Here is a 12709-nt window from a genome sequence, read left to right as displayed (position 1 = left end):
ATTGTTCAAAGAGGCTGATGCATTTTCGGAAGTGTCCTACTTCTATTTTTTTCAAGAGTTGTCATGCTTGCCACCCTGTAATGGGACGAGCGTCCGGCAAGATGTCGTCTCCCCGCCCAGAAGCGCTCTAGCTCAGGGCTTTGGCTGGGGAGAGAGAAATGTGGCGAATATTAATGACTATCAGGGATTCCCTTGTGACATATAGGGCAATCTCCTACAGACCCCAATGAACACTTCGTCTTGTTGTTTAATCAGATGCTTGCTAGTGGCCATCATAGTGATTACGATGCGCCCACTTGAAAGAGCACATCTCAATTGGATGAGTCGCTTCACCGCTCTTCGATACTGTCCCGCGCCGCGGTAACTCCAATAGGCGCCTGACTGTAATCCTTAATAAAGGCCATGGATGTCCTACTCAAGCAAACTTTCCGCCCATTACCTCGAACTCGCTAAAGTCTCTGTTTCCAAAGAGAATTTCGCGGGCGAAGACGTTCGTTTTTCGAGCGAATTCGAGGCGCTGGAAAGCGAGCTGGCCAAAGCCTCGTCGATGCACGAAAGCGGGCAGATCGACTGGCTGAAAATTCGCGAAAACAGCGAAAACCTGCTGCGTACCCAATCCAAGGATTTGCGTGTCGGCGCCTGGCTGACCTGGTCGCTGTACCAGCGCGAATCCTTCCCCGGGCTGCTGGCCGGCCTCGGGTTGCTGCACCATCTGTCGGAAAACAACTGGGCCGACGTTCACCCGCTCAAACCCCGCACCCGTGCCGCCGCCATCGGCTGGCTGGTGCCGCGTCTTGAGCAGGTCATCACCGAAAACATTGCGATCAAAGAGCAGTTGCCGATGTTCCGGCAGCTCTCCGAGCACCTGTCCGGTCTCGAAGCGGCGTGTGCTGAGCACTTGGGCGATGATTCGCCGCTGCTGCTGCCGATCTCTCGTCGCCTGAAAACCATGATCCAGCGCGCGGCCGACAACCAACCGGCCCCTGGCGTGGTCGGTGCGGCGGTGGCGCAGGTCAAGCAGGCTGCCAGCCAGTTGCTCACCCCCGGCGCGCCGATCGATAACGAACGAGACGCGCACAAAGCCCTGCGCGCCCAGCAGGAAAGTGCCCGGCCGCTGTGCGCCTGGTGGCTTAAGCAGAAAGCCACCGACCTGCGCGCCCTGCGCCTGAACCGCACGCTGCTGTGGATGACCATCGACGCGGTGCCCGAGCGCAACGCCGAGCAGATCACCGTGTTGCGCGGCCTGCCGCTGGAAAAGCTCAAGCTCTATCAAGACCGTTTCGATCAGGGCAAATACGCCGACCTGCTGGTGGAACTGGAGGCGAGCCTGGCGAAGGCGCCGTTCTGGTTCGATGGCCAGAGGATGGTCTGGGAATGTCTCCAGAACCTCAACGCCGAGTTGGCAATGCGCGAAGTGGAAATCCACTTCGCGCTTTTGGTTCAACGGCTGCCCGGCATTGTCGAGTTGCGTTTCCATGACGGTGCGCCGTTTGCCGATCCGTCCACCCGGGCGTGGATCGCCGCCAACGTCATGCCGCACCTGCAAAGTGCCAGTGCGCCGCGCAAGGTCGAAAGCGAAAACGTCGAAACCCAGCCGGCCTGGGAAAAGGCCCTCGAAGAAGTCCTGCCGCTGCTGCGCAAGGAAGGCTTGAAGCCTGCCGTGCAGACGCTCAAGCAAGGTTTGCAGTCGGCCCACGGCGGACGCGAACGTTTCTTCTGGCAGTTCGCCCTCGCGCGCCTGTGCTTCATGGCCAAGAAATACGAACTGGCCAAGAACCAGCTGGAAACCCTCGATCAGACATTACAGGACTCAGGCCTGCACGCCTGGGAGCCCGATCTTGCATTGGAAGTGCTGCATTTACTGCATAGCTGCTGCGAGTTGTTGCCGCAGAACCATGCCGTACGTGAACGCAAGGAAGAGATTTATCGCAGGCTGTGCCACCTCGACCTCGAAGTGGTACTCGAATAGGCCCCAGGGCCACAACCGCAAGGAGAAAAGCCATGGCCAAAGAAGGCTCGGTAGCCCCCAAGGAACGCATCAACGTCACCTTCAAACCCGCCACCGGCGGTGCTCAGGAAGAGATTGAACTGCCGCTGAAGCTGCTGGCAATCGGTGACTACACCCACCGCAAGGACGATCGCAAAATCGAAGATCGCAAGCCGATCAGCATCGACAAGATGACCTTCGACGAAGTGTTGGCCAAGCAAGAACTGGGTCTGACGCTGAGCGTGCCGAACCGTCTGCAGGAAGATGGCGAGGCCGACGAGCTGGCTGTGCAACTGCGCGTCAATTCGATGAAGGACTTCAACCCGGCCAGCCTGGTCGAGCAAGTGCCTGAGCTGAAAAAACTGATGGAACTGCGCGATGCGCTGGTGGCCCTCAAAGGCCCGCTGGGTAACGCTCCTGCGTTCCGTAAAGCGATCGAAGGCGTGCTCGCCGACGACGAATCCCGCGGTCGCGTACTCGGTGAGCTGGGCCTGAACGCCGCAGCCCCGGACGCCTGAGACTCCAGCCAAGGAAGCCAACACAATGAGCACTAGCGCAGCACAAGAGAAGAGCGCCGGCAACGGCGAGTACAGCATTCTCGACAGCATCATCGCCGAAACCCGTCTGACTCCGGACGACGAAGCCTACGACATCGCCAAGCGCGGTGTGTCGGCGTTCATCGAAGAACTGCTCAAGCCGCAGAACAACGGTGAGCCGGTCAAGAAGGCCATGGTTGACCGCATGATCGCCGAGATCGATGCCAAGCTCAGCCGTCAGATGGACGAAATCCTGCACCACCCGGATTTCCAGGCTCTGGAATCCTCGTGGCGTGGTCTGCAGTTGCTGGTCGACCGCACCAACTTCCGCGAAAACATCAAGATCGAAATCCTCAACGTCTCGAAAGAAGACCTGCTGGACGATTTCGAAGATTCGCCGGAAGTCATGCAGTCGGGCCTGTACAAGCACATCTACACCGCTGAATACGGCCAGTTCGGTGGTCAGCCTGTGGGCGCGATCATCGCCAACTACTACATGTCGCCAAGCTCGCCAGACGTCAAGCTGATGCAGTACGTGGCCAGCGTTTCGTGCATGTCCCACGCGCCGTTCATCGCTGCTGCCGGTCCGAAGTTCTTCGGTCTGGAAAGCTTCACCGGCCTGCCGGATCTGAAAGATCTGAAAGACCACTTCGAAGGCCCGCAATTCGCCAAATGGCAGAGCTTCCGTACTTCGGAAGACTCCCGCTACGTTGGCCTGACCGTGCCGCGTTTCCTGCTGCGTAACCCGTACGATCCGGAAGAAAACCCGGTCAAATCGTTCGTGTACAAGGAAACCGTTGCCAACAGCCACGAGCACTACCTGTGGGGCAACACTGCTTACGCGTTCGGCACCAAGCTGACCGACAGCTTCGCCAAATTCCGCTGGTGCCCGAACATCATCGGCCCGCAGAGCGGTGGCGCGGTTGAAGACCTGCCGTTGCACCACTTCGAAAGCATGGGCGAAATCGAAACCAAGATTCCTACTGAAGTTCTGGTTTCCGACCGTCGTGAATACGAACTGGCCGAGGAAGGCTTCATCTCCCTGACCATGCGTAAAGGCTCCGACAACGCGGCGTTCTTCTCCGCAAGCTCAGTGCAGAAGCCGAAGTTCTTCGGCATCAGCGCAGAAGGCAAGGCCGCAGAGCTGAACTACAAGCTCGGCACCCAACTGCCGTACATGATGATCGTCAACCGCCTGGCTCACTACTTGAAAGTGCTGCAGCGCGAGCAACTCGGTTCGTGGAAAGAACGTACCGACCTCGAGCTGGAACTGAACAAGTGGATCCGTCAGTACGTTGCCGACCAGGAAAACCCGAGCGCCGAAGTCCGTGGCCGTCGTCCGCTGCGCGCTGCGCAAGTGATCGTCAGCGACGTTGAAGGCGAGCCGGGCTGGTACCGCGTGAGCTTGAACGTGCGTCCGCACTTCAAGTACATGGGTGCCGATTTCACCCTGTCGCTGGTTGGCAAGCTGGACAAAGAGTAAGAGCGACTCATGGACGGATACGGCAGCCTGTTCGAACGCCTCAACGGCGACGCACAACTACGCAAGGGCAACAGCCTTGAGGCTTGTGCCATGGCGTCAGTGGCTGCCCATCTGGCCAAAATGCTCAGCACCCGGGCCGGCAGCGTGCAAACGCTGGCCGACTACGGGTTGCCCGATCTCAATGACATGCGTCTGAGCCTGCACGACTCCCTGAGTCAGGCCCGTCTGGCCATCGAAAACTTCATCGAAGCCTACGAGCCGCGCCTGAGCAACGTGCGTGTCATTTCCCTGCCGCGTGACCACGATCAACTGCGCCTGGCCTTCAGCATCGAAGGCCTGCTGGAAGTTGAAGGTTTCAAGCGTCAGGTCAGTTTTTCCGCGCGCCTGGATGGCAGTGGACAAGTGAAGGTCACCTAAGGAGATCCCCGATGTCTGGCAAACCAGCAGCACGCGTATCCGACCCCACCGCTTGCCCACTTCCAGGCCACGGTACCAACCCGATCGCCGCCGGTTCCGGCGACGTGTTCTTCGACGGCCTCGCGGCCGCCCGTGAAGGCGATGCCTCTGCGTGTGGTGGTGCGATGGTCGGCGATCTGGCGACCACGGTTTTGATCAATGGCAAACCGGCCGCCACGGTTGGCTCTGTTGGCTCTCACGGCAACAAGGTTACGGCAGGTTCCGGGACAGTGATCATCGGGAATTCGCATTCGCCAGCACCCTTTTCGGGGCTTGCCGCTATAGCGGTTGTCGCGGCGCTGGATTACCGACTGGGTTTGAAGTCCGGTGGCAACTCGGTACTGACGCCGCTGGAAATTCCAGACTTCGACGAACTGAAATCAGGAACATCGAAAAACCGTGAGTTGGTCGATTTCGTCGTCGAGAACCGCATGGACGCAGCTGACAGTGTGAAGTTGGAGGTGCTGGACGGCGAGAAGCTGGTATACGCCGAAGCCAATACCGCGCCGTTCCTGCCACCAGGCAAGCATCCATGGCAATGGGACGGCTACGACACAGCCGGCGTCCTCGATACCAAAGTCCTGAAAAGCCCGAACCTGAAAGTGCGCCTCACCGCGACCGGGGCGGGGAAGCAACAAGTGACTGAAGTGAAGCTTGATTGCTCGGCTAAAAAGGTGAAATGGGTCGATGTGCGTGTTGACCGCAACGCCAAGACCGTTGAAGTGACGTTGCGCCCGAGCTTTTCGGATGGCGGCAGCAGTGGATCCACACCCGGACTGGTACCCACGCCTTTCAGCACGTTGCTCGGCTGGGCCAAGGAAGGTATCGAGTTGTACTGGTCGCGTAATGGCTCACGCGGCGGCGGTATCGCCGAGGGCATCACGACCAGCAAAGGCCTTTACAAAGTCACGGTCAAAACCGAGATCAACGTCGAGCCCAAAGCCGGGAATTTCCCGTTGATTGACTCCTTGTCGAAGGACTTTGGTCGTTCCACCAGTCTGGCCATTGCCAGAAAGGTTTATCACAACGCCGGCTATGCCTATGAAAGCTACGTTGTTCAACGACGTCGAACTCCAGAGTTCGCCAAAGACATTGCCAGAGAAGAGTTCAAAGAAACGTCGGCTCATGAGTTTGGTCATTTGATTCTCAATGAGTATGGCGGGGGAATCATCCCCGGTTACTCCTGGACTCACAAAGAAACATCGACATTGATGCAAAACCCTAAGGACAACCACCCGACGCCGAACGCCGGCGAGGTGGATGTCATGCATTACTTCAGCAGTTACACGCAGTCCTCCGCTGATCTGCAAAAGAGAATGGCGGCGTCTGAACAGGACGTCAAAAGCCTGCTTTGGCTGGCAAGGGTCGAGTTCGATGACTAGGTTGACCGGTCTCATCTTGCCGTTCGTTTCCCTTTATGGCTGTGCTGCTCAGCAGGTGTACGAGCGCGAGTGGACAATCAGCGAGGCTTCGGTTTGTCCATGAAACTGCCAAGGACGATTTTGATGATGAGATGGGTAAGCTTCTTCGCGTGCTTCGTTTCGCTGACTGCATGTGCTGCGCAGCAGGTCTATCGCAATGATGTTTACCTGTTGAACACTTGTGGAGTACCACTGGAACTGGAACTGGCGAATGACTCCAACTATGACGATCAGCCACGCAGTTTCACGTTAAACCCGAACCAGCGCAGTTCCATCGGCAACTACCAGTCATTCGGTGAAGACGTATCGGGTCAGATCAGCGACCAGTACAGCCTGTCGATCAAAAGCCAGAACGCGACTAAGTCCATCGACGCGCAGACCTTGCGAAAGGCAGTAGCGAGCATCAAAAAAACTGAAGAAAAAGCTGTCCGTTCGTGGACGGTCGATACCGGGGCTTTCTGCCCATGAAGCACTTGTTCGGGTTGGCTCGATGAAACTCAGAGCCTGGCAATGTCTCACCGCTTTTCTCAGCTCGGTCGGTTTGCTGACGATTGTGGTCGGCTTGACGCTGCTGGTGCGAATGGAAAGCTCGACCGAACCAAAGCTGTTCGCGCATCCCAATGCGTTGTGGGTTGGCGCCGAGGATGGCGGGGCATTCGTCGAGATTACCAAGCACGAAGCGCCGGACTATTACGTGGAGATTCGCCACGAAAGTGGAGGGATGTGGACTGAAGGCTGGGTTCGATATGGCACCAGGGACAGCCATCCACTCAGCGCTGCGGCAATTGGTGGCTACGGCGGTGAAGAGCTCTATGTCTATACGGGTGTCGCGATCACGGCGCAAAAACAGGGAGTTGCGCAGCGATGAATAAATACGTGCCAGCGACCCCGGGGCAGGAGACGGACGCATGACCGACTCATCAAGTGAGATGCTCATGCTTAGTCGCGCGCAACTCAGCTTCTTCATGGCTGCATTGTGGTGGCCATTGCTGGCGGTGTTGGCGATCAGTTCCTATGACCTGTGGAATGGCGAGTATTTAACACCCGAGTCGTCCGGGATTTATTGGCAGTACCTGTTGTGGTGGGGAATTCCCGGGCTTCTGGGCTTTTCGCTGTGGATGTCCCGATCGGCGCAGAGCCGCAACGAGCAGCAGGCGCTGCGGATGGTTTGGTGGGCGCCGGTGAAGTTCATCCCGTTCTACGCCGTGCCATGGATGCTGTATGGCTTGCTCAGTCTGGTCGTCGGCCAGCTCAGTGATGCCTACATGGCGTACGGCTGGATCTCGATTGTGCCGTTTCTCCTGATTGGCGGTTACGTCTGTGCCGGCGTGACGGTCGCGGTCTACAGGATATTTTTTTGATGCGTTTCACTACCAGGCAGGTAACCCGTGTCGTTTAACCACTACTACCAAAGCGAACTCACCGCACTGCGCCAACTCGGTCGCCGTTTCGCCGAGCGTAGTCCGGCGTTGGCGCCGTATCTGGGCCAGGCAGGGCGGGATCCGGATGTGGAGCGGTTGCTCGAAGGCTTTGCGTTTCTCACCGGGCGGCTGCGCCAGAAGCTCGATGACGAGTTGCCGGAGCTCAGCCATTCGCTGATGCAACTGCTGTGGCCGAACTACATGCGCCCGCTGCCGGCGTTCAGCATTTTGCAGTTCGATCCGCTCAAGCGTTCCGGGCCGGCGTTGCGCGTCGAGCGCGATACGCCGATTGAAAGCAAACCGATCGAAGACGTGCGTTGCCGCTTCCGCACCTGCTACCCGACTGACGTGCTGCCGCTGGATCTGGCCGCGCTGAACTACTCGGTGAAGGGCGACGGCTCGCTGCTCAGCCTGCGTCTGGAAATGAGTGCCGATGGCCACCTCGGTGAGCTGGAACTGAGCAAACTGCGTCTGCACTTTGCCGGTGAGCGCTACATCAGCCAGATGCTCTACCTGAGCCTGCTGCGCAACCTTGAAGGCATCGAACTGATCCCGCTCGACGGCGCCGGCAAACCGATTGATGGCGTCAGCGGCAAGCCGATGGCGTTCAAGATTCCCGGTGATCGGGTCAAACCGGTGGGCTTTGCCGAAGAAGAAGCGTTGATCCCGTATCCGCTGAACACCTTCCGTGGCTATCGCTACCTGCAGGAATACTTCGCCTTCCAGGACAAGTTCCTGTTTGTCGACGTCAACGGTCTGGACATCATCAACGCGCTGCCGGAAGACACCCTCAAGCAGATGCGTGGCCTCGAATTGCGCTTCGATATCCGCAAGAGCGGCATCATGCGCATGCGTCCGACTCTGGATAACGTCAAGCTGTTCTGCACGCCGATTGCGAACCTGTTTGCGCACGACGCACTGCCGATTCGCCTGGACGGCAAGCAGGACGAATACCTGCTGCTGCCAGCGGAATACGATCTGGAAAACTGCGGTGTGTTTTCGGTGGAAACCGTGACCGGCTGGAAGCCCGGTGGCCTCGGTTATCAGGAATACGTGCCGTTCGAATCCTTCGAGCACGACCCGAGTTTCGACGTACCCAATAGCCGTCCGCATTACAGCATTCGCCAGCGTTCGTCCTTGCTGCACGATGGCCTCGACACCTACCTGAGCTTCGGCATCCGCCACACCGAAGCCCACGAAACCCTGTCGATCGAGCTGATCTGCACCAACCAGAATCTGCCGCGCAAGCTCAAGCTCGGCGACATCTGCATGGCCTGCGAAGAGACGCCGGAGTTTTTGAGTTTCCGCAACATCACCCCGGCCACGTCGAGCTTCGCGCCACCGCTGAACCGTGACTTCCTGTGGAAGCTGATCAGCAACATGTCGCTTAACTATCTGTCGCTGGCCGACGTCAATGCGTTGAAGGTGATTCTCGAAACCTACGACTTGCCGCGCTACTACGACCAGCACGCGGAGAAGGTCAGCAAACGCCTGCTCGGCGGCCTCAAGCACATCAAGCATCACCACGTCGACCGCTTGCACCGTGGGTTGCCGGTGCGCGGTTTGCGCACCGAACTGACCATCGACCCGGAAGGGTACATCGGCGAAGGCGACCTGTTCGTTTTCGCTTCGGTTCTTAACGAGTTTTTCGCGCTTTACGCCAGTCTCAATTCATTCCATGAGCTGCGCGTAAAAAGCACACAGGGAGAGGTGTACCAATGGACACCACGTATGGGCCTGCAGCCCCTGCTTTAAGCGGGCTGACCAAGGTAATACGCGAGTACTCGCTGTTTCAGGCCGTGCTGCTGGTGATCGACCGGCTGCGCGAAGCACACCCGTACCTGAGCGAAGACGATCTGTACGACCACGTGGAGTTTCAGGCCAACCCGAGCCTGGGCTTTCCGCGCAGCGACGTCGATCGCGTGGAGTTTTTCGAAGAGCACGGGCAGATGCGCGCGCGCATGCGTTTCAACCTGATCGGCCTGGTCGGCTCGGGTTCGCCGCTGCCGGCGTTCTACGGCGAACAAGCCCTGGGCGACAGCGAAGACGGCAACCCGACGCGCAACTTCCTCGACCTGTTCCACCATCGCCTGCAACGGCTGATGCTGCCGATCTGGCGCAAATATCGTTACCGCGCAAGCTTCCAGAGCGGCGCGCTTGACCCGTTTTCGGCGCAGCTGTTTGCGCTGATTGGCCTGGGTGGCGAAGAGATCCGCAAGGCCAAGGAACTCAACTGGAAACGCCTGCTGCCGTACCTCGGCCTGCTCAGCTTGCGCGCGCACTCGGCGGCGCTGATCGAAGCCGTGCTGCGTTACTACTTCAAGCACGAAGACCTGGTCATCGAGCAGTGCATCGAGCGCCGCGTAGAAATTCTCGAAGAGCAGCGCAATCGTTTGGGCCGCGCCAACAGCCTGCTCGGTGAAGACCTGGTGCTCGGCGAACACGTGCGCGACCGCAGCGGCAAATTCCGCATTCACATCACCGAACTCGACTGGCAGCGATTCCATGAATTCCTGCCGATCGGTTTCGGTTACCAGCCGCTCTGCGCGCTGGTGCGGTTCACCTTGCGTGACCCGCTCGATTACGACATCCGCCTGGTGTTGCGCCAGGAAGAAATCCGCGAACTGCGCATCGGTGAGCAGAACGCCTGTCGCCTCGGTTGGACCAGTTGGCTGGGCCGCGAAAAAGCGGACGGCGTGGTGACCCTGGGCAGCAAAATTCATTAAGGACGTGAGCCATGATCAACGTAGACCTGCAACAACTCATCCAGGCGCTGGACGCCGAAACCCGTCGTGATCTGGAACGTTCGGCCGAGCGTTGCGTGGCCCGTGGCGGCAGCAAGATCCTCGTCGAAGATTTGATGCTCGGTCTGCTCGAGCGTCCGAATGGCTTGTTGTCGCGCGCACTGCAGGATGCAGACGTCGACGCCGGCGAACTCAGCGCCGCGCTGCAATCGCGCGTCGAACACAGCGCTTCGCGCAACCCGGTGTTCGCCCCGGAACTGGTGCAGTGGCTGCAAGATGCGCTGCTGGTGGCCAACCTCGAACTGGGCCAGACCCAGGTCGAAGACGCCGCGCTGATCCTCGCCTTGCTGCGCAACCCGATGCGCTACGCCGGCAGCCGCTATCAGCCGCTGCTCGCCAAGCTGAACATCGATCGCCTGAAGGAATTTGCCCTGTCGCAACAGGAGCAACCAGCGGCCAATGGCAAACCCGCCGCGCAAGGCGAATCGCTGTTGCAGCGCTTCACCCACAACCTGACCCAGCAGGCCCGCGACGGCAAACTCGACCCGGTGCTGTGCCGTGATGGCGCGATCCGGCAGATGGTCGACATCCTCGCCCGTCGCCGCAAGAACAACCCGATCGTGGTCGGTGAAGCTGGCGTGGGTAAGACCGCCATCGTCGAGGGTCTGGCGTCGCGCATCGCTGCCGGTGAAGTACCGCAAGTGCTTAAAGGCGTTGAGCTGCTATCGCTGGACATGGGCCTGTTGCAGGCCGGCGCCAGCGTCAAAGGTGAATTCGAACGTCGTCTCAAAGGCGTGATCGACGAAGTCAAAGCCTCGCCGAAACCGATCATTCTGTTCATCGATGAAGCTCACACCCTGATCGGCGCCGGCGGCAACGCGGGCGGTTCCGACGCGGCCAACCTGCTGAAGCCGGCACTGGCCCGTGGCGAACTGCGCACCATCGCTGCGACCACTTGGGCCGAGTACAAGAAATACTTCGAGAAAGACCCGGCGCTGGCCCGTCGTTTCCAACCGGTGCAACTGCACGAACCGACCGTCAGCGAAGCGGTGACCATCCTCCGTGGTCTGGCCCAGGTTTACGAGAAGAGCCACGGCATCTACCTGCGTGATGACGCGGTGGTCTCGGCCGCTGAGCTGTCCGCGCGATATCTGGCTGGCCGGCAACTGCCGGACAAAGCCGTCGACGTTCTCGACACCGCGTGCGCCCGCGTTCGCATCAGCCTCGCCGCTGCCCCGGAAAGCCTTGAGCGCCTGCGTGGCGAACTGGCTGAAGGTGGCCGTCAGCGTCAGGCCCTGCGTCGCGACGCCGAAGCCGGTCTGCTGATCGACCACGAAGCGCTGGATGCTCTGGAAGCGCGTCTCGACGAAGCCGAAGACGAAATGGTCGCGCTGGAAACCCTGTGGACTGAGCAGAAGCAACTGGCCGAGCGCCTGTTGGAACTGCGTCAGCAACTGGCCAAGGCTCGCGAAGCCGCCGCCGTCGAGCCGACCGTCAGCGTCGAAGAAGACGCCGAAGGCACGGTGATCGAAACCGTCGCTGCCGAAGTCGAAGAAGGCCAAAGCGTCGAGGCGCTGGAAGCCCAACTCAACGAAACCCACAGCGCCCTGACCGCCGCCCAAGTCAAAGAGCGTCTGGTCAGCTTCGAAGTGTGCCCGCGTCTGGTCGCCGAAGTGATCAGCGCCTGGACCGGCGTGCCGCTGGCGCAACTGGCCCGCGAACACAACGCCAAAGTCGCCAGTTTCGCCACCGACCTGCGCACGCGCATCCGTGGTCAGGAACAAGCCGTACACGCACTGGATCGCTCGATGCGCGCCACCGCTGCCGGCCTGAACAAGCCTGACGCGCCGGTCGGTGTGTTCCTGCTGGTCGGTCCGAGCGGTGTTGGTAAAACCGAAACCGCGCTGGCCCTGGCTGACTTGCTGTACGGCGGTGATCGTTTCATCACCACCATCAACATGTCCGAATTCCAGGAGAAGCACACCGTTTCCCGCCTGATCGGCGCGCCACCGGGCTACGTCGGTTACGGCGAGGGCGGCATGCTCACCGAAGCCGTGCGGCAGAAACCGTACTCGGTGGTGTTGCTCGATGAAGTCGAAAAGGCTGACCCGGACGTGCTCAACCTGTTCTACCAAATCTTCGACAAAGGCGTGGCCAACGACGGCGAGGGTCGCGAGATCGACTTCCGCAACACGTTGATCCTGATGACCTCGAACCTCGGCAGCGACAAGATCAGCGACCTTTGCGAGAACGGCGCACGCCCGACCGCCGAAGTCCTCGAAGAAACCATCCGCCCGGTACTCAGCAAACACTTCAAACCGGCGCTGCTGGCGCGGATGAAAGTGGTGCCTTACTACCCGGTCGGCGGCCCGGTATTGCGCGAGCTGATCGAGATCAAACTCGGCCGCCTCGGCGAGCGCCTCAACCGTCGTCAGCTGGATTTCAGCTGGTGCCAGAACCTCGTCGATCACCTGTCCGAGCGCTGCACGCAAAGCGACAGCGGCGCGCGCCTGATCGACCATCTGCTCGATCAGCACGTGCTGCCATTGGTGGCGGATCGTCTGCTCGACGCCATGGCCACCGGTGAAAGCCTCAAGCGTGTGCATGCCACGCTCGACGGTGAAGCCAGCGTGACGTGCGAGTTCGCCTGAGGTGGGCGTG

At 59.6% G+C, this 12709-nt stretch carries 10 protein-coding genes and 1 pseudogene; all 11 read left to right on the top strand.

All coding sequences use genetic code 11. The annotated features are described in order from the left end of the window. Positions 1–406: 406 nt before the first annotated feature. The 11 genes and pseudogenes from tssA (at position 407) to tssH (ending at position 12699) form a co-directional block, all read left to right on the top strand. Entirely contained in the window at positions 407–1969 is a 1563-nt protein-coding gene (gene tssA / locus AC5SEM_RS25430) for a type VI secretion system protein TssA (protein ID WP_007920270.1), read from the top strand. 32 nt (positions 1970–2001) lie between these two features. Next, positions 2002–2505 carry a type VI secretion system contractile sheath small subunit gene (gene tssB / locus AC5SEM_RS25425; RefSeq protein WP_003229587.1) on the top strand — a complete coding sequence of 168 codons (504 nt, stop codon included), beginning with the start codon at positions 2002–2004 and terminating at the stop codon, positions 2503–2505. A gap of 25 nt (positions 2506–2530) precedes the next feature. Further along, entirely contained in the window at positions 2531–4006 is a 1476-nt protein-coding gene (tssC, locus tag AC5SEM_RS25420; RefSeq protein WP_007920272.1) for a type VI secretion system contractile sheath large subunit, read from the top strand. Positions 4007–4015: 9 nt separating this feature from the next. Then, positions 4016–4423 carry a type VI secretion system baseplate subunit TssE gene (gene tssE, locus AC5SEM_RS25415; RefSeq protein WP_007920274.1) on the top strand — a complete coding sequence of 136 codons (408 nt, stop codon included), beginning with the start codon at positions 4016–4018 and terminating at the stop codon, positions 4421–4423. Between the two features lie 11 nt (positions 4424–4434). Then, positions 4435–4728, top strand: a pseudogene (locus tag AC5SEM_RS25410) (PAAR domain-containing protein); the annotation flags it as partial. Positions 4729–5967: 1239 nt separating this feature from the next. Next, positions 5968–6351 (top strand): hypothetical protein, encoded by a 384-nt coding sequence (locus AC5SEM_RS25405; RefSeq protein ID WP_495471516.1) that lies wholly within the window; start codon positions 5968–5970, stop codon positions 6349–6351. Positions 6352–6373: 22 nt separating this feature from the next. After that, positions 6374–6751: a hypothetical protein gene (locus tag AC5SEM_RS25400; protein WP_495471515.1), complete on the top strand. Its 378-nt coding sequence runs from the start codon at positions 6374–6376 to the stop codon at positions 6749–6751. 40 nt (positions 6752–6791) lie between these two features. Then, positions 6792–7244: a hypothetical protein gene (locus AC5SEM_RS25395; RefSeq protein ID WP_116028536.1), complete on the top strand. Its 453-nt coding sequence runs from the start codon at positions 6792–6794 to the stop codon at positions 7242–7244. 27 nt (positions 7245–7271) lie between these two features. Further along, positions 7272–9059 (top strand): type VI secretion system baseplate subunit TssF, encoded by a 1788-nt coding sequence (tssF, locus tag AC5SEM_RS25390; RefSeq protein WP_007920286.1) that lies wholly within the window; start codon positions 7272–7274, stop codon positions 9057–9059. Next, a complete protein-coding gene (gene tssG / locus AC5SEM_RS25385; RefSeq protein WP_116028535.1) occupies positions 9023–10030 on the top strand; it encodes a type VI secretion system baseplate subunit TssG in 1008 nt (335 codons plus the stop codon). Before tssF ends, tssG begins: the two co-directional genes overlap by 37 nt. A gap of 11 nt (positions 10031–10041) precedes the next feature. After that, positions 10042–12699: a type VI secretion system ATPase TssH gene (gene tssH, locus AC5SEM_RS25380; protein ID WP_495471514.1), complete on the top strand. Its 2658-nt coding sequence runs from the start codon at positions 10042–10044 to the stop codon at positions 12697–12699. Positions 12700–12709: the final 10 nt, after the last annotated feature.

The organism is Pseudomonas sp. CH61 (genome assembly GCF_059429415.1).
The sequence above is the reverse complement of the archived record's forward strand: the minus strand, read 5'-3'. Positions and strand labels throughout refer to the sequence as shown.

What these genes read in the sequence shown, in the direction of transcription:
- AC5SEM_RS25405 (WP_495471516.1), top strand. Translation starts at nt 5,968, where the DNA reads ATGATGAGATGGGTAAGCTTCTTCGCGTGCTTCGTTTCGCTGACTGCA.
- AC5SEM_RS25395 (WP_116028536.1), top strand. Translation starts at nt 6,792, where the DNA reads ATGACCGACTCATCAAGTGAGATGCTCATGCTTAGTCGCGCGCAACTC.
- tssG (WP_116028535.1), top strand. Translation starts at nt 9,023, where the DNA reads ATGGACACCACGTATGGGCCTGCAGCCCCTGCTTTAAGCGGGCTGACC.
- tssE (WP_007920274.1), top strand. Translation starts at nt 4,016, where the DNA reads ATGGACGGATACGGCAGCCTGTTCGAACGCCTCAACGGCGACGCACAA.
- tssB (WP_003229587.1), top strand. Translation starts at nt 2,002, where the DNA reads ATGGCCAAAGAAGGCTCGGTAGCCCCCAAGGAACGCATCAACGTCACC.
- tssA (WP_007920270.1), top strand. Translation starts at nt 407, where the DNA reads ATGTCCTACTCAAGCAAACTTTCCGCCCATTACCTCGAACTCGCTAAA.
- tssC (WP_007920272.1), top strand. Translation starts at nt 2,531, where the DNA reads ATGAGCACTAGCGCAGCACAAGAGAAGAGCGCCGGCAACGGCGAGTAC.
- AC5SEM_RS25400 (WP_495471515.1), top strand. Translation starts at nt 6,374, where the DNA reads ATGAAACTCAGAGCCTGGCAATGTCTCACCGCTTTTCTCAGCTCGGTC.
- tssH (WP_495471514.1), top strand. Translation starts at nt 10,042, where the DNA reads ATGATCAACGTAGACCTGCAACAACTCATCCAGGCGCTGGACGCCGAA.